The organism is Streptomyces sp. NPDC058008 (assembly GCF_042886395.1).
GTDB lineage: Bacteria > Actinomycetota > Actinomycetes > Streptomycetales > Streptomycetaceae > Streptomyces.
The window spans coordinates 52800-76209 of record NZ_JBHVQX010000019.1 but is presented as its reverse complement, the minus strand read 5'-3'; the positions used below and the strand labels follow the sequence as shown (position 1 = coordinate 76209).

Annotated in this window: 1 protein-coding gene; it reads right to left on the bottom strand. The window is 73.1% G+C overall.

Going from position 1 to position 23410, the window contains the following annotated elements; translation table 11 throughout:
• Nucleotides 1-70: 70 nt before the first annotated feature.
• On the bottom strand, nucleotides 71-23410 hold the full coding sequence (locus ACFVS9_RS20515) for a hypothetical protein (protein WP_389934185.1): 23340 nt from the start codon (nucleotides 23408-23410) through the stop codon (nucleotides 71-73).

The window sequence follows — 23410 nt, the reverse complement described above, 5'->3', positions numbered from 1 at the left end:
CGAGTCGCATACACACGTGTCGACCATACTCACACATGAATCCGCCGCTCCAGTGCCGGATCGGTGTCTTCTACGTGGTGGACCCGCTCACACCCCGGCCTGGCTGCGCCTGTGCCCGCAGTAGTTCGGGCAGCTCCCGCTCGAAGAAGTCCCGTGTCGCCGGATGCAGCCGCGCACGCGGCCCCGGGTCAGGGTCGTAGAAGGCCGCGTACGCCTCGGCGAACCACTCCACCGGCCTGGAGTACTGGTAGTTGGACACCGCGTAGTCCGTGCGCTGCGCCCGCAGGTAGCTGACCCACCTGTTGTCGGTGCTGACGTGGTACATCCGCCCGCCGATGTCGAGTACGTCCCCGCCACCGTCGTCGAGCATCCACGGGTGTGCGAAAGCCAGCTGGGCAAAGCGGGCGATCTGGTCGAGTGCTTGCCTGAAGTCGGCGGACCGGTGGGAGAAGGCGTCCCTCAGTGCGGTGAGCGACTCGGTCCTGTCCGTCTCCAGGCGCGGGTGGAGTGCCGTCGCCACCGCCTGCACCAGGGACTCGCCGTTCTTGCCCCGGGTCTCGCGCCGGTCACCGAGTCCCGCCCTGTCGAGGACCGCGTTGACCACCAGGAGGTATCCGCTGTCGGAGTAGACGCGCCAGCCGCCGAAGTGTTCCCGTCCGACCATGTCGTGCAGCCAGTTGCTGAGCTGGTCGACGTGATGGCCGACCTCGTGCCGGAGCAGCCACTTCATGAAGTTTCCGTGCGCCAGGACATTCGAGACACCGCCGCTGATCTGACGTGTCTGCCCGGCGAGACCCATGGCCCGGTCGCCCCGGCTGTCGATGCCCCTGTAATCGGGCATCGCCGCTCTGTCCATGGCCGTTCGCTGCCAGTCGATGCCACGGTTGAACTGTGAGACGAGCCAGGAAGGCAGCCGGTAGGGGGCGACGACATCGACGGTCTGCCGGTCCGCGTCGTACTCGCTGGTGTGGATGCCGCCCTGCGGGAGGGCGGGTGATATCGCCACCAGCCCCGTGAGGTGCTGGGGCGGCAGACCGGCCAGGACACCTTCGATCCTGGAGAGTGTGGAGTGGCTGAAGTGGTCGTGCGGGCGCTCTGCGGGCGGCCCGATGTGTACTCCGTACCGGATGCTGAGGGCTCTCTCCCGTTCGGCGACACCCTGGTTCCACAGCATTCCGCCGATCCCGTGGCCTCCCGCGCCCAGTCGGAACATGCGTGACGGCGTCCAGGTGTGGTGGATCGCCTGGCTCCTGGGGTGCGGGGTGGGACCGGGCGGGTCCGACTGCGGCAGTGACTGGTCCGACCGCTTCACCCAGCGCCGCATGCCGGCGCGCAGCCCCTGAACCTCGGCGAAACGCGGGTCGGTGGACGCGAGTTCCGCGCGTTCGACCGCGATGGCGGCGGCGACGCCGTGGGCGGCGGACTCGTCGTGCGTGCCGTCGGGCCCGAGGGCTTCGGCCACGCGGTCGACCCACCGGGTCTGCGCCTCCCGGAACGTGACGGTGTCCGCGTCGGTGCCGAGGGCGACCCGCAGGTGCACCTGGTGCCGCGCCAGGATCTCGACCGCCCTCACCGTACGGGGGGAGGGCTCGGCTCCGGCGCGTCCCGGCGCACCACCGTCCGTGGGGTCCACGGAGCCCCCGTCGTCCGAAGGCCCCGCCACCGCGTCCAGGAGCCGGGGGTGCCCGGTGGTGCCGTGGGGCGGGGCGGCCTCGGAAGGCTCCGGGCCCGCGTCGCGCGGAGCGCCGCCCCGGTACCCCTGGTCCTCGTCCGCACGGGACGGAGACGCTTGTGACGGCACATCAGCTGTCGGCTGCGCACCGTCACCGGGCCCGGAAGGTTCCTGCTGGCCCACCCCGGGCCCGGAAGGTTCGTGCTGGCCCACGCCGGGCCCGGAAGGTTCGTGCTGGCCCACGCCGGGCCCGGAAGGTTCCTGCTGGCCCACCCCGGGCCCGGGAGCGTCGGAAGCGGCTGCCACGGATGCCGTCGGGGCGGGCTCCGCCGCCGGCTGCGGAGAGAAACGGAGCCACGCCGCCTCCTGGCCGTCCGGCCTCGGGGAGACGTTCAGGTAGCCGTTGACCTGTGTGTTGGTGGCGAAGGTCTCGCTGCCGGTGATGTTCGCGACGGTCTGCGCGACGGCCGGCTTCGTGCCCCCGTCACCGGCGTTGCAGGTGACCAGGACGAACTTCCGGAAATCGCCGCTCGGCCGGCGGCGCAGGTACAGGGCGAACTCGTCAGGAGGAAGGTGACCCTCTCGGCCTCCTTCGAGGGCTACCCGGACCGCGTCCTTCCTTCCGTGGCCGTCCCAGTAGTAGATCTCCTCTCCCGCGCCGGACTCCTTCCAGAGAAGTCTCCGCGCCTCGCCCCGCGGGTCGGTCCCGGCGCCCTCCCTGTACTCGGAGAGGGCGGGCCACAGGCCCTGGGACGGTTGCGCCGCGTACTGGAACGCCGGTACGTGGGACGCCCGTCCGGTCGGCCGGAAGGTCTCCGGATGCGGAAGAGGGGTGGTCAGCAGGTAGTCCTCGGGGACGGCGCCGCCACTCATCAGCACCACCGCGTCGGGCACGGACTGCCGGCCGGCGGGGCGCCGGAGGTCATCCGGTTCGCTCAGGACCCAGGTGCCGTCGCGGTGCGCCTGCCGGCCGGTGAAGGCCGTCACCAGCTTGCTCCGCTGATCGGTGTGCGGGAGGACGTCGAGGTCACGGGTGAACGCCCAGACCTGGCGCCCGGTGAGGGCCGCGAGCAGCCGGGGCATCTTGAGGTGGCCCGCCCCTCCGTAGGGAACGAGCAGGACGACGGGGCCGGGCGCCGCATCGGCCGGGATGTCCGCGACGACCCGGGCGGCGAACTCACGTGCGGACAGGTCGCGGACGACGCCGTTGTCGTACTGCACGAGGGTGTGCCCCGGAACGCTGCCCCGCGCGGCCCGCACGAAGAAGGGCTGTCCGTCGGACCGCCCGGGAATGGTCCAGGGCGGCTTTCCCGTCGGATCGTTCGTCGTCAGGGGCCGGGCTCCTTCCCTGGTGACGTAGAGCCCCTGGGTCACCAGTCCCCGCAGCGCGGTCGCCGTGCGCCGTGTGAGGGGGAAGTAGTCGAGCCCCATCGTGTCGTCCCCCTTGAGGACGGGGGTGCTCACCGGGGCGGGAGGGACCGACGGGATGAGGGGTGGCGCGGTCTCGAGGCTTGCGGCGAACAGCGGCAGGCGCGCGTCCCGCGCGAAGTCCCGCAGCCGCGGCAGCAGTTCCGCCGCCCGGTGCAGTGTCACGGGATCCCAGTGGGGAACGACCACGTTCTCCACGTCCTGCCAGCCGAGCTCCCCGGGGATGATCACGCCGAAGTGGGCGGAGGTGGTCATCCGGCCCATCGTGCTCTCCCGCAGCAGGACCGGATCGTGGGCGAAGCCGGTGACCTCGGCCAGCGCGAGCCGTACGGCGTCCTCGTCACCGCGTACGAGGAGCGCGTGCAGCGACGTCAGGGTGAAACCGGTCCGGAAGCCCGCCGGAGCCGCGAGGACGGCCGCTCCGGCAGCGGGTGCCGGGACCGGGGTGTGCAGGGCGTGTCCGCGGAGGGTCTGCTTCCAGTGGATAGCGATCCCGTCGTGCGGCGTCGCTCCCGCGGACTGCCGGCGCGCCGACACCAGCCTGGCGGGTACCGCCCTGAACGGCGTCGCGCCGGGCGTCCCCGGATCGGTCGTCACGCCGAGCAGGTCGTCCATCCGCGCCCCCGGATCGGCCATCAGCCGCTCGAGGGACTCGCTGTCGACATGCGTGACCGGTGCCATGAACGGCGAGGTGAGGTGCGTGTGCACGTCCGCGAGCAGTGCGGCCGCGCGGCCGGGCTCGTCCAGGGGGTAGGTGGTGCCCCACCTCCGGTTCAGGTGCCGCAGCCGGTGCAGCGCCGCGCTCTCCATGTGCGGCTGGAGCTGCTGGGTGTGCAGCTCGGCGGCGATCAGTTCCCGGCGCACGTCCTGTCCGGTGTCCTCCCAGGGGATCTCCCTGCGGGACAGTGCGGAGAAGACGCCCACCGCCGCGGTCATGTCCCCCCGGCGCTGCTCCAGTTCACCGACCTGGACGCCGGGAAGGTCCATGTCACCGCGCCGGGCCCGGTGGATCACGTCGTCCAGCACCTGCGCGACGCCTGCCATCCGGTCCGCCACCTCGTCGAGGTCGCCGATCTCGGTGACCTCGTCCAGGAGCCAGCCCACACGCGGGTCGCGCTCCGCGCTGCCCGCGCCGTCACGCCGCTTCAGCTCGTCGTCGATCCCGGTCACCTGCTTGCCCAGGAACCGGCCGTAGAGCCCGGAGATCGTGCGGTGGTAGTAGACGTCGGCGCCGGTGAGCACCGTCGCGGACAGCTCCAGCTCCCTGATCCAGTCCTGACGGCTCTTCAGGGCCTCACGCAGGTGGGTGGAGGGGCTGGCCAGGAAGGCCTCCGTGAGCGGGGCCGCGGCAAGCGCGCGTGCTCGTACCGTGCTCCGTTCGATGATCTGCGTCCTGGCACGGAACCTCTCCGCTGCCGCGCCGTCGCCCTTACCGGCGGGATGGTGGTGCCGGGCCTGGCTCGTCGTGCCGAGCGAACGCCACAGGTCGAAGAGCTCCCTGCTCTCCCTGAGCGGATCGGGGGCGAACTCCGCCTGTTCGCTGTGCTGTTGCAGTCCGGCCACGTCCTGCCCCGAGGGCACCTCCGTGACGGACCGCAGGAACACGGCGAGCGCTTCCGGGGAGCCGTCGCCGATGGGAAGGGGCTCGTCGGCGAGCCCCTCGGTCAGGGCAGTGGGATCGTCGAGGCCACCTGTGGGGCCCGTGACCACGGCACCGGCCGGCTGGGGCTCGTGGCCGGAGCCCGGCGGCGACGAGCGGTACCCGTCCGCGCCGTCGGGCGGGAGCACCGTGTCCGCCGCCCCGTCCGCGCCGTCGGGCCGGAACACCGCATCCGCCGCCCCGTCCGCGCCGGCCCCGGGGGAGGCCGTCTCCTCGCTGTCGGACCGGTACATGGACCCGCCGGGCGCCGCCGGATAGCCGTGTGCCGGGTAGCCGGGCCTCTGGCCGCCGGGGGGCTGCGGCAGCCGCCTCGGGGCGGGTGGCAGCGGCCCCCGTGAGGGCGCGGCGTGCTGAGGTGCCTGGAGCACCGGTGGCGGCACGGGGGCGGGCGCGGTGAGCGCCTGTACGGCCTGGATGGCGCCGTCCAGCCGCTGCCGGATGGACTCCGGTCTGAACAGGGTGGGGGAATCCTGCGCCATGAGTTCTCTGCGCGCTCCGGCGGCGAGGACCTGTAGGTCCCGTGCCGCTCCCGCCGGGAGGCGCCGGCCGAGGAGGGCGAGTTCGCTCAAGGACCGGACGAGAAACCGGTTCTGGCTGCCGTCGGTCACGGACTGGTGGTATGCGCTCGACTCCCCGTTCGGCCGGATGTGCCGCGCCGCTTCGAGCAGCGGGGCGATCAGGCGTACGCGCGGGTGGCTCAGGATCGCCCTCACCGCGCGGCTGAGATCCCGGTCCAGGTGACTCCCTGTGTCGGAGAACGAGGTGCGCGCGGAGGTGGAGACCTCGCGGAAGTAGTAGTCCACGTACTGCGCGGTCATACGGCCCTTGTCGTAGCCGTAGTTGCGGAGTTCGAGGAGTGCCAGGGGCGTACCGGCGTGGCTGTCGAGGTATTCGTAGGGAATGGCCGCGTTCATGCCGATGCCGACCCGCTGGTCGATGGAGGGCCTCCCCTGCATGGCCCCGCGCACCGCGTGGGTGATGTAGTCGTCCACGGTGTGGGAACGGTCCAGCAGTACTTCGTCGAGAACATCCGCCGCGGCGTAGTACCGCGCGTTTTTGGGATCCCGTGCGGAGAGATGGTCCCGGACCATTCTCACGACGTCGTTCCTGATGTTTCCCAGTTCCCCGGCCAGGAAGACTCTCACCTGCGGATCCAGGTCCTCCAGTATTCTGCCGAGCGGATTCCTCGACGCGACGGGAAGCAGGTTCTTGACGAGGCCTCCGGCCCTCGACAGGTTGTGGACCGGAGCGGCTGCGACGTGGTCGAAGAGCAGCCATCCGTACCCCCACACCTCCCGCACCCGCGAATCACCGGTGAACAGGTTGACCTCTCCGGGGGCGAGTGCGCTTCCGGAGCGCTGTTCGACGAACCGCTGCGCAAGGGCGGCACCGAGGTTCCGGGAGGTGATGAAGAGCCGTTCGAGCGGGTCACGGCTTTTGCCGAACCGTGCTTCGACGAGCTGGAGCAGGGGAAGTATTCCGTCCACGGGCACGCCGACCGTGAATTGCACGTACGGCGACTCCCGGCGGTTCCCCCGTGGAGCGGGAAGCACGGCGACATCGGCGAATTCCGGAGTGACCGCCCAGCCGTCCCGCTGCCGGAACACCTCACGTGCCGGCCTCGGGCCCGTGATCGCCAGCCTCGTTCCCGTCTCACCGACGAGCGTCAGGGCCGATTCGAGGTCGATCCGCCTGGACTCCCCGCTCAGTACCCCGGCCGGGGTACTGACGAATTCCAGCAGGTTGCGCATCTCGAGTACCGGGTTGTGATGCCCTGCCGCCAACGCGTCGGCGCGTTCGACGAACATCGCGCCGCCGGCTCTCCAGACCGGTGCTCCGTCGATCCTCACCTCGGAGCCCGACGTGTGGGTCGCGACGACTTCGTACTGGAGGTCGCCCGGCACGTCCACGTACTGCTCGAACTCCACCTCCATGCCGAGGGCGCCGTACTGGTGGCTGGCCGCGGGGTCGACGAGCGCCGCGGACGCGCGCTCCGACTCGGTTCCGCCGAGAAGGACGTCGGCCCGGACCCGTGCGGTGCGGTCGACGACGATCGCCTGGACGTCCGCGGACGCGATGTCCGGGGCGCGGTCGCCGATCTGCGCGCCATCAGGTCTCTGGAGGTCGATCCAGACGACGTCCGCCGCACCGTCCTGGTGACGCGGCGCGAGGAGGTACGCCGCGAAGGCGTGCCCGATGCGGTGGGGGCGCCGGGCGAGGACGAAGGCCGTGCTGCCGGGCCCGGCGCTCCTGAGCGCCGTCTCCACCGCGGGCCGGCCGTCGATCCTGTTCCACCCCGGGCCGGCGGCGAGCGCGCTCCGCTGGGGGCGGATTCCCAGCAGGCCGTCGTCCGCCGCACCGGCCGGAGCCACCCCCTGCGGGAAGAGTTCGTCCCGAAGGTCCTGCAGGAGGACCAGGCATTCCTGCTCGGACAGCTCCTGCGGGGACAGCGACACGGGTTCGGACCGCTCCCGGCCTCCGCCCGTGTCCGTCGCCCCGTCCCGCCGGGCCGAAGCGCTCCGTACGATGCGCTCCAGGCCGGAGCGGTCCAGGATCCGGGACTCACGGGGTGCCACCATCCGCCGCACCGTGTCGGCGAGACCGCCCCTCCCGTCCGGCGTGCTCCCGTGGTCCGGGGCCCGTCGTCCGTCGCCGGGCCCGGTGCTGCCGGTCTCCGGGGCCTCGACGTGCCGCGTGGCCCCGGCCGGCTCCGCCGCCGGCGCGGAGTTCTTGTACAGGACCGGGGTGATCTCGGTGCCGAACGCGGTGCCCATCCGTTCGGCGACGTTCGTCAGCCACGCGTGGGCGTCCGCCGGGCGCAGACCGGGCCGGATCCTGGAGCTCATGTAGCGGCCGGACTTGTCGCTGACCTCCCAGCGGCCCGCCTCCGGGTCGAAGGCGAGCTCGCCCGCGATGCGCGCCGGGCGGATCCGGGTGTCCCCGTGCGCCGTGAAGCCGGCCGCGACCGTGGGGTGCCCCTGCCCGTCGAGTGCCTTCCTCAGCTCGTCCATGGTCAGGCCGGCGTTGGCCTCGCTGTCCCGCATGCCGTCGAGGAGCCGTCCGAGCTCCTCGTCGTCGGCGATGCCGAGGGGCTGCTCGCTGCCGATCAGGATCCGTCCGTCCTCGTCGACGGCGAAGTGCCACCGCGCGCCCCTGCGTTCGAGGAGCGCGGGCCTGAAGTCCTCCAGCCGGTACCACAGCGGGTTCAGCCGGACATCGCCCTGGTCGTCGAGCTCGGTGTCCTTGACCCTCTTCGGTCCCGCCAGGGGTCCGAAGTCCCGGTCCTCCCGGGGGGTTCCGGTGCCTTCGACACGGGCGCCCGGATCGATGCGGGGGCGGTCGGTGGCGCGCGCGCCGACGGGCACGCCCGGGGCGTCGTACTCACCGGCCTTGATCCCCCTGGCCTCCACGGCGGGCCCGAACGCGTCGTCCGGCGCGGTGGCGGGAGGGGGTGGTGCGGTGGACGGGGCCGGGGCGGCGGGCTGTCGCTCCGGCCGGGCCAGCAGGAACTCCGCGCCCCGCCGGTACAGCGTGATGCGCCGGCCGGGGCGGGGTGCGGCCGCCCGGTACGTCCGGTGGGTGCCGTCCTCCCCCACGACGACGACCTCCGCGCCGTAGCTCTCTGCGGCCACCTGGGCGGCGGTGGCCGCGGTGGCGGCGCTCCAGTCGCCGCCCAGGAACAGCTGGGCCTTGATCAGGTCGCGTCGCTGCGCGGGCCTGAGCACGAGATCGTGGGGCAGCCGCCCGCCGCTGGTGCGGAAGCTCTCGCGCTGCTCGGGGGTCAGGCGCCCGGGGCGGACGCCGCCGTCCTCCGGGGCGAGTGCGGCCCCGGCCGTCGAGTCGACCCTCGCCCACAGCAACACCTCGTGCGGGAAGGGGGTGTCGGGGTCGAGTACGGCGTTCTCCGGCAACCGCTGCCCACTGACCCGGCTGACGGGGTCGTGCGCGCGGCCGCCGTCCGAGAACGCCGCTTCGAGGGCGCCCCAGAAGCCGTTGCCGTCGCCGCGCGGTTCCTCGATCCGGTACGCGGCCCCGTCCGGCCCGGTCAGCCGGGCGGCGTCGTGCCGTACGAAGCCCGGCTCCCCGGGCTGGGCGGTGTTCCAGGGGGCCACGTCGTACGAGGCGCGGCGCAGGGACAGGAGCGGCGGGGCGGACGGCTCGGTGGTGGCCGCGTCCTGGTGGGGCGGGGCTTCGCCGGGTGTCCGCGGGGCGGGCAGCGGTGCGAGGCCGGCAGGCATCAGGAAGCCGCTGGGCAGCGCGAAGCGGAAGTGGTTGCCTTCCCTGTGCAGGACGACGTGCGGGGGTGTGTCCCGCGTCCCGTCGCTCCCGAAGTCCTTGACTCCCCCGTCGGCCCCGACCACCGTCACCCGGACGCCGAACGAGCGGGAGGCCACGGCGGGCAGCAGGTTGGCCGCGCTGGTCTCCCAGGCCGGGTCGCCGCCCGGCACGGTCCCCGGCCGTCTGAGGAGGACGCCGGTGAGGCGGGCCCGCTGGTCGGCGGAGAGCTCGTGGTGGAGCGGCAGCCGGCCCGTGCCGGTGAACTCCCGGTGCCGGGGGCTGCCGGCCGTGAACTCGATTCCGGCGCGGGCTGCCTCGTCCTCGGTGACGGGTCCGAAGGTCACGGGCCCTGCCTCCTCCCCCGCTGAACCGTCGCCGGGTGCGATCAGCCCGTCGGCGAACCGTGTCCGCAGCGAGCCGATCATCTCGGCGCGGTCACCGGACGCGACGTGCCCGGCGAGCGCGGCGGGTGCGGCGCGGTGGAGCGCCTCGGCGAAGGCGTGGAAGAAGCTGTCGCCGTCACCGGGGGTGTCGTGGACGGTGTACCGGTCGGCGCCTGGCCAGGGCGCCCCGCCCAGGACGGGGGGAGGCGTCAGGGTCCGGGTGGCGCCGTCGTCCGCCAGAGCCACGTCGAAACGGTCGGCGGCGGGCCCGGTCGCGGCGGACAGCGCGGAGTCCGGCCTGCTGTGGAGGACGGCGGGCGGCTCAACCACACCCCGCCGCCGTTCCGGACCGTCCCACGGGGTGTCACCTACGCCGTCCTGCCCGGCACTCCGCGAGGTGCCGGGTACGCCGTCCCGCGCCGCGTCCTCGCCCGGCAGGCGGTGCCAGCGGGTGAGCCGGTCGGCGGCGGAGCGCACGCGGTGGAACTCGGCGGCGGCGTCCTGCGAGGCCGTGAGCCAGGGCCGCAGCCGCTCCCTGTCCTCGTCCAGGAACGCGCGTGCCGCGAGGACCGCCTCGGTGCGCCCGCGTACCACCCTGCGGGCTTCCAGCGCCTCGGGCGAGCGGTGGCCGAACAGACCGGCCGACCGCTCCAGCCTGCGCTTGGCCGAGGAGAGTGCGCGCTTGCTGTCGCGGTAGGCGGCGCGCAGCTCCTCCCGGCCCGTCCGAAGGGCCCGGCGCCGGTCCCAGTAGGCGGTGTCCGCCGCCACCCAGGCGTCGGAGGCCTTGGTGACCTCGGCCCAGGCGTCGGCGACCTGGGGCGGGAAGTTCGCGTCGGTGACCAGGCCGAGCCGGCGGGCGACGTCGTCGCTGATCCAGACGTGCACCTGGCTCTCGGTCTCGACGGCCTGCGGGCCGCGCCTGGTGTGGCCGTACGGTCCGGCGAGTCCGCGCGCCCGCCTCCACGCCGCGCTGTCCTTGATCTGGTGACGCACCTCGCCGACGCCGAGCCAGGCGGTGGGCACGGTGAAGAGGAAGGCACGGCCGATCGTCGGCTTGAGGGTCGTCTGCGTCGCGTCGGCGCCGCCCTGCCGGGTGGCCTCGCTCTCGGCCCCCGTTCCGTCGGCGGGGGAGAACCGGGTGTTCGTCGTGCCCGCGTCCACGGTGTTCAGGCGGGTGCCGCCGCCCAGGACGAGCTGCTGGGTGCCGACGCGGCTGACGGAGCTGTCGCCCCCGGCCGTGGCGCGGGCCGCGCTCTCCATGCTCGCGTCGGGTGCGACGGCCAGCAGCTGGGCTCGCGTGAAGTCGGGTCGCGAGTGGACGCGGTATCCGCCCGTGGCCTTCCCGATGAAGGAGTTGTCCGTGAGCCCCGGCACCTGGTAGCCGTGCGCCTGGGCGGTGTCGGCGTAGAACGCGGTGAGGGCGGTGTTGCTCAGCCCCTCGTTCAGGGCGAGCGAGGACGCCGTCCCGGACCGGGTCAGCCCGTGCCCGCGGGCCTTGCGCAGGGCCGGGCCCAGCTCGCCGCCGGTGAGCCGCTGTCCGTCCCTGACGGGGAGCGCGACGCCGTAGGCGCGCGCCACGGCCAGCTCCGCCGCCTCGACGAGGGTGGGCAGACCGGTGACGCGGCGGACGAGGTATCCGGTCGTCGGAACCTCGAAGGGCCTGCCGTCGGGGGTGCCCCCGCCCCGCCAGCGCTCGATGTTCTCCTGGGTGGTCTCGTGCGCGGGCCAGAAGCCGACGGCCCGTGCGGGGACCGGCGGCCGCGGGACCCCGAGGGGGTCGGTGGTGTCCCGCGGGCCGTCCCCGGCGGGAACGGTGAGGCTGAGGGGGATCTGGTCGCGGATGTGTCCGATGTCCCCGGACATCTCGAGCGGGTAGCTTCCGTCGCCCTGGTCCAGGCTGAGCCGGAGGGTGTAGGAGGTCAGGAACTCGGCGTGCGGTTCGCTGGTGCTGAACACGTTGTTGACGAGGCGTTCGTTCGTGCGGCTGCTGGATCCCTGGCGGACGCTGGTGCCCTGCTCGGTGAGGGCGGGCCCCGCGGCCCTGACCGTGTCGTCGCCGGTGCGGACGCCCTCGCTCACCAGCGCGCCGAGGGCCCAGGAGGCGGTCTTGCCGGTGAGTGCCTCGCGGGTCTCGGTGGCGTGCCGCCCGTCGCGCAGCGACGCCCCGTGGCCGAGGCCGTCGAAGGTTGGGGGATGCGCCGTCAGCCGCATCCTGAGCGTCCCGACACCGCTGATCCACCGCTCGGTGAAGGAGGGGTTGAGGGCGGCCCGCACCAGCTTCCCGGTGGAGGAGGCCTGGTCGCGCAGGGTGCGCATCATCCGGGGGTTGAGCAGGGCGCCGATCGCCTCCCGGCTCGCGCTGTCGACGCCGGCGGAGCGCATCAGGCGGTCGAACCGGGCGTGGATGTCCGCGGTGTCCAGGGAGTTGACCGGGTAGCGGCCCATGGGGTCGTCCTGGAGCAGCGGTTCCCACCGCCGCTCGGTGTACAGCGGTACCTGGCCCAGGTGGTCCCGCAGCCAGCCCAGGCGGTGGGCGGTCCTCTCCGGTACGTGTGCGTAGAAGTCCGAGGGGAAGCGGACCAGTCGTCCCGCCCAGTGGCTGCGCATTGAGGTGGCGAGGTCGTGCAGGGGGCGCAGCAGCCCGTCCCCGCGCACCATGCCCACGACCTCGTGCTCGGTGTCCGCCGTGACCAGCAGGAAGCCGCTGCCCTCGGGCGGGGTGTAGACCATGTTCGCGTCGGCCAGCGCCCTGCGGCTGACGGCCACGGACCTCACACGGGAGGTGGTGCGGTTGCCGAACAGCCCGTAGGTGCCCCAGAAGCCCGGCCCCGGGTCGTGCAGGTGGCGGTCCGACTGCGTGACGGTCCAGGCGAAGCTCTGCACCGTGGTGACGGCGCCCGATGTCTGTGTCTCGGCGCCGAGGGTGTGTTCGACCTGGACGCCGAGCAGGTCGGAGATCACCCGGGGTTCCCTCAGTCGGACGCGGTGCACCATGAGTCCGGCCCGGTTGAGGTACGGCCCCTGCCCGAAGAGTCCGGTCACGCGGAGTCCGGTGGCGCTCGACGACAGGTCGTGGTTGGCCGTCAGGTACTGGGACAGCAGGGGGCGCAGCGCGGCCTCGTGGGCCGGTGCCCCCCGTTCGCCGAAGTGCCAGGACCCGTTGGACGCCTCGGCCATGGTCGCTGCCGCCGCGTCGAGGAGTTCCCGGTGCGCGCCGATGCTGAGCACGTGGTACGGCAGGTCGCCGAACGGGTTCACCGGAGGGTCGCCGTCGCGCCCGGTGGCCAGCGCCTCGGCCCTGGCCGGACCGAGCACCGAGACGTGTCCGTCCTGCGGCCGGGGCGCGGTGTGCGGCCCGGACACCGCGAGGTGCTCGTCCGCCACGGCGAGGACCACCCGTCCGGTGACGGGGTCGCCGGCCGTGCCGCCGATCAGATCGACCGGCGGTTCGTGGACGACGAAGAAGTGGGTACCGAGCAGGCCGGCGGAGGCGACGCCGCGGAACAGGTAGGTGGGCCGCCGGAAGCCGCTCATCTGCGCGCGCAGGTCCAGCCGGTAGGAGAACCGCTGCGACCGGCCGGTCCCGATGTGCAGCGTCTCGTACGACGCCGTGGACCCGGCTCCGGTGCGGTGGCCGGTGCTCCGTCCCGCGCGGGGTCCGGCCGTGAGGGCGCCGAGGTTGCGGGGTGAGGGCCCGGATCCGCGCACTCCCAGGGAGACGTCGAATCCGATCTCGCCGCCCTGGACGACGTTCCGTACGCTGTCGGCCCGTTCGGTGGCCTGGGTGCCGTAGCGCGTCCTGCTGTCGTCCGGTCCGCCGTCGCTCCGCAGCCCGGACAGGCCGGCGTGCACGACGACGCGCCGGTGGGCGTCGGTGAAGAAGCCGGGGCCGACGAGTCCGATCTCCACCCCGGTGGTGGCCGCCGTCTCCAGGTTGCCCGCCATGGAGTGGAAGGAGAGCGTGTTGATGACGGTGAGCGTGTTCTGGAGCGCCACCTGGTAGTTCCTGGGCCCCGACCACCGGGGGGCGTCGGGGTCTCCCAGTTCGCTCAGCGGGGCGATCATCGAGGGATGGCGGGCGGCGAGTGCCTCGATGAGGCGGTCGGTGAACTCCTGGAGCAGGGTGGGGCGCGGGCCGTCGCCCGTCGTCGGCGCCACGGCGTCGGCGTCGTCCCCGTCCGGTGCGGGGCCGTCGTACGTCTCCGCCGCGTCGGACAGGAAGGCCTCGGGCCGGCTGAGGCCCAGCACGGTCGGCCGGTCACCGGTGAGGTAGACCGGCGGCACGGGCGGGGCGGCGTCGGTGGGCAGCGGTGCGGTGCCGTCGTCCCAGCCCGCGAGCCGCCGGGCCTCGGTGAGGGGCATCCGGTCCAGGCTCCACACGTCGAACGCGGTGGACTCCCGGTCGCCCGTCCTGCGGACGTGGACCCTCTTGTGCACCTGGTACAGCTCGGTGGGAACGCCCTTCACCTGCCCGACGATCTTGCGGTTCGCCGTTCCGCCGAACGCGGAGCCGTGGGTGGCTGTACGGCTGTACTGGCCGTACAGCCCGGCCATGAGACGCAGGCCGGCCGCGTCGTCGAAGAACTCGGTGAGGTCGGCGCTGGGTCCCGCGCTCCCGGAGACCTGCTGCCCGTAGCCCTTCGACAGCATCCGCTCGTTCTTGACCGCCTGCTGGACGGTGAGGCGCAGTTCGGCGGCGTCGCTCTCGTTGAGCAGGACACCGGTGACCGGGACGATCCTCTCGACGACGAAGGCCCCGAGCGGTGTCCGGTCGCCCTCGCCTCCCAGCAGCTGCCGGGTGGGGACGGCGCCCTGGGCCGCCCGCTGGGCGATGCGCCGGAAGTTGTCCGTGGTGAAGAAGCCGGACGCCTCGTCGTACGCCGAGTCCTCGGGGCGGACGTCGAGCCTGCTCAGGGCCCAGTCGCGGAGGGCGTCGACGGGGCCGAAGTCCTCCGTGTGCGCGAAGCGGGGGGCGGGGGCCGTGCCGAAGTCGAGGGTGGCCGGTGCCCGCCCGGCCGGTACGGGCGAGGTGTCGCTGTCGGAGAGCCGTACGGTCAGGCCGTTGCGCATCCCGAAGGAGAAGTGGTCCTCGCCCGGGAACACCTCGTCCGTGCTGCGCTGGGCCGGGCTGACGACGTACACCTCGTACAGGACGTCGACGAGGTGCAGGTGTGAGGTGTCCGACGTCCTCGTCTCGCTCTGCTGGAGCGTCTGGTCCTGCATGGCGTAGTCGAACGACCGGGTGAACTTGACCGCCATGCCGACACGGCCGTAGGCGCTGGGGCCGCCGGGCACCGGGCCGATCCCGAACGAGGGGGCGACGCGCACGGTGGAGCTCTGCATGGCGCTGGACCCCGCGGTCACCTGGCTGCGGTGCACCGAGTCGAACCTGACGGGCGAACCCGCGTCGTCGCCGAAGCGCTCCCAGTGGAGGCCTGGGCGGGTGACCACGTGGAGCTGGCGGATCAGGCCGTGGTTGTCCAGGAAGGTGGGCGACCGGTACCCCTCGCCGAGGAACGCCTGGGGGGTGTCCCGCAGCGCCCGGGCGAGGTGCTCCAGGGCACCGTCCCGCAGCCGGTCGTCGCGCCCGCGCACCAGGCCCGCGCGCGCCGTGACCTCCGCGAGCACCTGGTCGGCGCCGCGCAGCACGACGCGGCTGTGGCCGTAGGCACCCCACCGCGTCTCCGGGTCGCCGTCACCGGTGAGATGTACGGGCAGTTCACTGCCGTCGCTGAAGGTGATCCTGCGCCCGTGCACCGGGGGCGCGGGCATCGACCGGTCCAGGCGCGGCGGGCGGTGCTCGTCGAGCTGGGCCTCGATGGCGGGCCCCGGCCTCTCCGCGTCCGCGCCCCGGCCGGGGGCGGTGTCGTCGGCGACGTCCGGGACGTCCGGGCGCTCGTCACCGGCGGCGGGCTCAGGTGTACCGGCGGGTGTGTCGCCGTCGGCGGCGTCGTCGGCGAAGTGGACCCGCCTCCCGGGCACGGTTCCTGAGCCCCCGTCACGCTCCGGTACGCCGGCCGCCTCGCCGGAGACCGTACGGACGGCCGGTGCCGTTCCGTCCGGCTGGACGGGGCCGGCGGGGCCTGCCGCTTGGGGCGCCGCCGGACCGTGGGTGTCGAGGACCCGTTGGAGCTGTTCCCGCCGCTCCGCGGTGAGCGTGGTCCTGCTCAGTTCCTCCCTGAGGACCCTCTTGTACGGGCTCTCGTCGACCGAGGCGCTCATGACGGTCACGACGTGCCGGACAGGGCCGCGCCCGGTGAGGACGGGCGCCCGGTCGGCGTACGTGGCGACCACCAGGTCCCGGACCTGGACCGACCCCGCGTCGGTGAAGGCGACGTGCTGGTCCGGTCCGACGATCGCCTCCGCGAGCAGCCCGACGGCGCCCGGACGCGCCTCCGCCGACGCGTGGAAGCGCCGGAGGGCCGCCTCCTCGGTGGTGGAGAACTCCACGAACGCGGTGACGTCGGCATCGTGGTGCCGGGGTGACTGCCCCTCCCCCGCCGGGAGGATGTTCACCGGCTCACCCTCGAACCCGGTCCTCGGCTCCCGCTGCGGGTGGACGCGGTGGACGAGCAGGCCGCCGTTGAGGAACGTGATGACGAGCCTGGCCACGTCGGGGCTGACCACGCCGTCGGTGATCCGGGTGTTGCTGATGTGGACGCTCCCGCCGTCGGCGGTCGTGAAGCGGTGGAACTCCCCCTCGTCGGTCATCGCGTACGCCACGTCGTCGACCAGCACATCACGGGGTTCCGTGCCGCCGGAGGCGTACGAGGGCGCGGGGGCCCGCTCGCCGGTGGGCGACGGCGCGGGGTCCTGTCCACGGCCGGGCGAGGGGGCGGCCACCGGTTCGCTTCCCACCGCTTCCGGCGGCGGCAGCTTGTCCGTGGACCGCCATGTGCCGTAGTCCAGGCCCAGGCGCCAGGAGAGCTGGCGTGCGGCCTGCTCGCCCTCGGAGCGGTACTCCGCCGCGACCATGTAGCGGAACGACCTGAGCAGGTCGTGCATCGAGGCGTCGACATCGGCCGCCCGCCCGGCCGGCGAGGGCCGCTGGTGATCGAGCAGCACGCGCAGCTTCGCCCAGGACAGCGCGGCGGCGTTCGCCGCGTCGGTGTACGGGGTCAGCGTGCGGGCGGCACCTCTCAGCACCTGCTCGTCCCGGTCGGACAGCTCCGTGACCGGGGCGGCCGCCGTGCTCCAGGAGTCGTCCGTCTCCGCCCGCATCGCCTCGGAGAAGGCCTTGGTGGTGTGGAAGTAGGACTTCAGGTAGGCCTGCGTGAAGCCCAGGTACGAGTGGGAGGCGGCGCCCTGGCCGTCGAAGTGGGAGGTGACGGGATCGCCGCCCAGCATCTGGCCCAGGAAGCCCCGGACGAAACTGGTGGCGTTGTAGGAGGAGTCGCTGTACGGGGTCGTCAGGTTGGCCAGGGCGTACCGGTGGCCGGCGCGCAGCTGGGCCGCGTCGACCTGGTAGGTCCTGAGGATCTCGGTGTCCGGGTCGTGGACGTGGGCGGAGTGCTCGACGAACAGTCCGCCGGCGATCCTGTCCCAGCGGGTCGTGCCCGGGACCGTCTGGTCCGCGCCGAACCGGAGGCCGATCACGCCCGGGCGGCCGGGGAGCCTGACGCCGACGGCCGGCTGCCCGCCCCGGCCGGTCATGACGACGACCTCCGCGTCGGGGAGGGAAGGGCCGGTGGTGTGCGCCGCGTAGGAGCGCAGGGGCTCCAGCATCCGGGCGGTCGTCGGCAGGATGTCCGGGGGAAGGGTCCGCGAGGTGCCGTACCGCACGCCGAGTTCGTCCAGGAGCTCCCGGGCCGCCGCCTCACCGTGCTGGTGGAGCCTTTCTGCGCCGAGCACCGCGAAGTGCGCCAGCAGGTCCAGCTGCCGCTGCTGCCCCTCGGTGACCCTGGCGGACACGACGGGGCGCTGGTGGTCGATGAAGACGCGGTTCAAGGCCCAGCTCAGCTCGGCGGTCCCTCCGTGCCCCTCCAGCCACGCGTCGGCCCGCCGCAGACTCGCCCGGTCGTCCTCGGTGAGCTCGACGAGCTTGGGGCTCTCGGTCCACTCGCGGCGGGTGCCCGAACGCAGGTGCTCGATCAGTGAGTTGGGTGCGACGACGGAGGGGGGCGCCACCTCGTGGCCGACGGCGGCCTCGACGAAACCGCGGGCGAAGGCCACGCAGTTGTAGGTGACGAGGTTGTACGTCGTCCGGAAGTTCTGCTCGGCGTAGCCGAACGCCGCCCCCAGCTGGTCCGCGTTGACGCGGTACGACGCCAGGATGTCGGCGCGCGAGTTGGTGAACGCCTCCGCGTGTTCGGGGGTGACTCCCCCGGGCATCGTCCCGTCCACGAGGGCGAGGGTCGTCAGCTCGCCGAAGAAGCGGAACCCGAGGGTGATCGGATCCTCCCGTCCCGGCAGCAGCACCGCGACGAAGGCGTGCCCGGTGTCCGCCGTCCTGATCAGGTCCACGAACCCGGGGACCCCGGGGTAGGCCATCAGGACGACCTCCACGTCCGGTGACTGACGGTCGGCGGCGCTCGCGGCGTACGCCCGCAGCGGCTCCAGCAGCGCGGCGAAGTCGCGGGAGTCGTCGGAATCCGGGGAATCCGGGGAAACCGGGGAAACCGGGGAAACCGGGGAATCCTCGGTGCCCGTCGGGGTGTACGCCGGGGTGTCCGGCCCGAAGTCCCGCGCCGGCGATTCCTCGCCGGGCTCGGTGACCTGGCCCGGCCGGGTCGGTTCCAGGTCGTCCCCGTCGGTGAACCGCCCCTCGTCCAGGTCGAAGTCGAGTTCCTCCAGCAGCAGTTCGAGGGAATCGGGGTCCGGGTCGGGGTGGCCGTGTCCGCTCGGCCCGGCGTCCGGCTCCTCCTCGACCGTCGGGGAGAGGTCGTCCTGTTCCCGGTCGACCCCGCCCACCAGGCCGGCGGTCCTGCGTGTCCCGTAGCGCCCGGCCAGCTCGCGGGAGAGCGCGCGGCTGCGGTCCGGGCTGTCCGTGAACCGGCTGTGGCTCAGCAGGGTGACGAAGGCTTCGAGGAGTTCGCGGCGCTCGGCGGCGGCCGGGTGGTGTGCGTCGATGAACCAGGTGTGGTCGGCGGACACCTGGACGCGCGCCCACCGCTGGGCCTGCGCCAGTTCCTGCGGGGTCACGGTGCGCAGGAACTCCTCCGCCCTGCCCAGTGCCTCCCGGTCGGGTGCGTTCAGCGCGGCCGGCCCCGTGCGGACCGCGCTCGTGCCCGCCGAGGGCGGGGGCGTGTCGTCCTCGGCGAGGGTGACGCCGGCCGACCGCGCACGCTCCACGGCCGCCGTGACCTCCTGCGGAGTGCCGCGAAGGATCTTCTGGGCGACGACGGCCACGTGCTGGTCGGCCGGGGACAGCCCGCCGAAGCCTTCGGTCCGCTCGTCGAGCCGTGCGACGAGACGGCCCACCCGGTCCGCCGATCCGCCGAGGGCCGTGTACGCCTCGGTCGCCGCCGTGAGCACGGGCCCGGGAAGTCTCCGGTCGGCGGTCGTCTTGCCCCACACGCGCTCGAACAGCCGCAGCGCGTCGGCGTGTTCGGCGGCGGGGTCCCCGTCACCGGCGGCGTCCGTACCGTCGGGGCCGAGGCTGATGTCCAGCTGGTTCCGCCGGCCTGCGGGTACGTACTCGGCGCCGGCCTTCCCCCCGAGGCCTCGCTTGTACAGGTCGTCGTGGGCGCGCGCGGGACTCTGGGCGGGTGCCAGGGAGTTCCTGCGCGAGAAGTTCCCCTCGAAGGTCGGCCGCCGCCCCGGGAAGTAGGTGATGACCTTCTCGGAACCCTTGTGGACCGGCTCCGTTATCTGCCTGAAGATCTCCTCGTCGGCTTCGTTCTTCCTCTTCCAGTACTCGGCGGGGCCGTGCAGGACCTCGGGAACCTTACGGGTGATCTCACTCATCACGTGGCCGTAGGTCCGGGGCGACAGTCCTGTCCCCTCGGTCGGGGTGAAGAGGTCGAAGAGGTCGATGTCGCTCGCCAGCGGGCGGAGTTCGTCGCCCGCCCAGCCGTGCACGATCCCGTCGATGACGGGGAACCGGTCCTTCTGCCCCTCCATCTCGGCGGCGTACGTACGGAACTCCTTGCGGCGGCTCTCGTACCGCTGCCTGATCGCCTCCTGCTCCTCCTGGCCGTAGGCCGTGAGGTCGGGGGGCAAGACGGGTTCGTAGAAGCCGACCAGGCCCTTCTTCTTCGGGGAGCGGTGGTCGAGTGCCTCCTCCGGCGAGGCCCCGGCGGGCGGGCCGAGGAGGATCAGGTCGTACGTGTTGAGCGACTTCGCCTTGATCTCCAGCGGCTTGGGAAGCGCCCCTTCCGCCAGCCGCTCCACGGCGTACTCGTTGACCGCGCGGGTGACGATGACCAGGTTCAGGTCCCGGCTGAGCCGCTCGAACCTCTCCGAGTTCCTCGCGGAGATGCCGCCGATGCCCTCGGACCCGCCGAGGGCCGGCTTCCAGCCACCCCAGTCGCCGCCGAACCCGCCGCCGCTCGTGGCACCGGTGCCCGACGGCTGCCGGGCGCCGAACGGATCGGCGTGTCCCGTGGCGGCGAACGGTCCCGTACCGGCCGGGCGTGGCGCGGTCTCGTCGGGCGCGATCGGCCGGCCCCAGCCGTAGGGGTCGGCGACGGCACGGGACGGCGCGACGGGCGCGGGGGCCGGCGGGACCGTGGCCGTACCGGGCCGCGCCCACTCGACCGACCGGCTGAGCTGGTTCCACCGGCCCGTCATGCCGGTCTGCCGGTCCAGCACGGAGACGACGGCCCGGGCCGGTACGGAGCCGAGGAACGCGACCTCCTCCTCGGCCGCCACGTGCTCGGCCAGCTGGGGGATGTCCTCCTCGATCTCCGGGTCGTCGTCGATCAACCGCCCGACGGTGCTCGGGATGTCGACTCCCGGTGCCTCGGAGACGATCTCGTACCGGTACCGCCGCTGGGTGTACTTCCGCAGGTCCCGATTACGGGTCGTCGAGATGAACTGGGATCCGCCGGGGGCCGGATTGGTCACCCACGTGGACACGTCCATGATGTTGTCCGGGTCACCCGCGTGAAAACCGTTCCTGAATACGGTGTCCGGGTCCTCCGTGGTGTTTCTCCATACGGTGGTACCCCGTTCCGACCAGGAGACGAAGTCCGCGTCGACGGGGTGGATGTAGTGCTCGAGGTGGTCCGCGCCGCCGTCCTGGTCCGTCGGGGAGCCATCGGTGCCCCGCACCCCGGTGAACATGTTCACCGCTATCTCCTGGGTGCCGGACGGGCCGAAGAGGTGGTGCGTACCGTCGGACGGGGCGAGCGGGTCGTCCACCGTCCGGTCGGGGATCTTGAGGCCTTCGAGCCAGCGCGCGATCTCCTCCCGCGACTGCGGCAGCCTGCCGGAACCGGGGGTCTTCTTGGCGCCTGCGGTCGGCTCGGCACCGTCCACCGATCCGACCAGCGTGTCACCGGAGTCCGACTCCGAGTCGACCACCGTGTCCGAGTCGTCGCTGTCCGGGCCTTCGGTCTCCGGGCGTTCGGTGTCCGGGCGCTCGGTCTCCGGGGCGGGGTCGGCGGTGGTCGTGGAGTTGATGCCGAGGGCGTCGGCGTCCGCGTCACGGTGCGCCGGCCCTTCCGAGACCGTCGGAAGGGCCTTGGCGGAGTCCACGGCGGCCGGTGCGGTGCCGTCTCCGGACGTGGTGGCGATCGGGACGGGGGCCGCGAGGTCGTCGTCCTGCCTGCCGGTCCCGTCGGGCGTACCCGTCGTGTCCGGAGTCGTGTGTACGGGGTCGGCGGCCCGCCGGCCGGGCTCGGACTCGGCGGCCCGGCCGGGCCGCCGCTTGCCGTCGTGGTGTCCGGGGGCCGTGGACACCACGAGGCCGGTGTCCGAGGCCTCGCCCGGGCCGGGTTCGGCGGGCACGGCCGTGGCGTCGTCCGTCCGCTCGGCGCGGTCACCGCCGGAGAGGTCGCCCGGCCGGGGAAGGGCCGTGGCCGAGAGCGTCGTGACGGGTGTGATGCCCGGCAGGGCCGCGCCGTCCTGAGCGTCGCCGGAAAGGTCTTCGGACCGGGCCTCCCGCGGTGCGACCGGGCTGTCCGTGGAACCGGGACCGGCCGGGGCGACCGTGTCCGCCGTCGTGGCCGGGTGGGCCGTGCCGGAAGCGGGAGGGGCGCTCTCGTCCGCACTGTCCCGCTCCCGCTCCGTGTCCGGGGCGGCATCCGCCTGCGGCCGGTCCTGGCCCGCCGGTCCGCTCGTGCCGTGGGCCGGACCGGCACCGTCGGCCTTGACCGCGGCCGGGCTGTTCGCGCCCGCCGCAGGCCCCTGGGCCGTGGTCGCGGCGGCACCGGACGACGTACCGGCGCTCGCGGCCGGGCCGGTGGTCCCCTCGGGCGCGGCGCCGCTCGTCGGCACAGGAGCGGGGGCGGTCTCCGAACCGGTGCCGGACCCCTCCTCCAGGTCCCCGGTGTCCCGGGGCGCGGAGTCGTCACCGGCGGCGGAAGCCTGGGGCGGCGCCTGCGCCGTCCTCCCGGGACCTGAGTCCGCGCCGCCGGGCAGGGTGCCGGCGCCCTGCCCGGGAACGGTCTGCGCACCGGCGTCCGCCCCGGCCGGAGGCGGCGCACCCTCCTGGCTCCCCGCGGGCGTGCCGGGAGCGGTCTGTCCCTGCGTCACACCAGGACCCTTGGCCGGCGTGCTCCCGCCCCCTGCGGGCACCGTGGCCGCGCCGGGGCCCTGGGCGGGGACGGCGGCCGGGACGACGTCCGGGGTGCCGGCCGACGTGGTGGTGACCGGGGGCGGTCCGGCCTCGGTGAGACCTCCGGGGGTGTACGGGGCCGGGGCGGGAAGGCCCGTACCCGTGGTGGGGGTCCCCGCATCCTGGCCCGGCCCGTGCGTGACGGCGTTCTCGCCGGTGCCCTTCGCGGGATCCGTGGTCAGGCCGGCCGAGACGGTAGGGGGTGTGACGGTGAGGTTCTGAGGGGATGCGACATCGCGCAGGCCCAGACCGGCCTTCTGGACCCCCTCGAACATCAGGCCGGTGTTGACGCTGCTGATGACAGACCCGTGGAAGGTGGAGAGGCTGAACCCCTGCCCGTAGACCGCCGCTTCGGCGAATGTCTCGGCCGCGCCCTCGCCTACCGCGTCGAACCCCCGGTTGCCGGTGCCGGCAGCGAGCTTCTTACCGCCGGACAGCGGGCCGTCGGACGTCAGGTTCTTCGCCCCGTGCGTCGCGGCGACGCTCAGGGGCGTCGTGTTCACGTCCGGCATCACGTCCTTGGCGCCGAACTTCTTGTCGAGGCCCGCCCCGAGGTCGGTCTTGTCCTTGAACAGGCCCTTGAAGAGGTTCTTCCCGCCCTGGATGGTGTGGTCGAAGATCGAGGTGAGGCCGCCGGTGATCCCGCTGAGTACGACGTCCTTCATGTTGATGCCGTGCGGCTTGCGACCGGGCGCCGCCGACAGGATCAGGGCGAGCCTGGCGGCGAGCGTGGTGAACGCCTCTTCCAGCGCCTCGCTCAGGGTGGGCAGCAGGTGGACGCGCTTGGCGAATATCTCCAGGATCACCAGGATCCGGGCCCGCGTACGCAGCTTGGCCTCGACGGCCTCGCCCGCCGTGGCACCGCCGGTGAAGAACGTCATCACGGCCAGGAACAGCAGTTCCGCCGCCAGGATCGCCAGTTCGAGCATCAGGCTGATCTTCGACTCGGCGATGTCGATGGAGGTCTTCACCCGCCCGTCGGAGATGCCGTCCAGCTGGTCGGCGAACTCGGTGACGTGGTTCCTGCCCCCGTCGTCGGTCAGGACCCGGGCGGCACGCGCGTAGTTGTCGGCGTTCTGCGCGGGCAGCACCTTCGCGGCGTAGCCGATCGACTCGGTGAGCAGCTGTCCCAGCTCACGGAGCCGGTCGGAGAACCTCTTGAACGCCTGATGGCTCATGTAGGCCATGTCCTCGTCGGCCTGCGGCAAGCGCTCACCCATGAGGGCGAAGAACAGGTCGTTCAGCCAGTTCGGGACGAGGATGGCCAT

What these genes read in the sequence shown, in the direction of transcription:
- ACFVS9_RS20515 (WP_389934185.1), bottom strand. Translation starts at nt 23,410, where the DNA reads ATGGCCATCCTCGTCCCGAACTGGCTGAACGACCTGTTCTTCGCCCTC.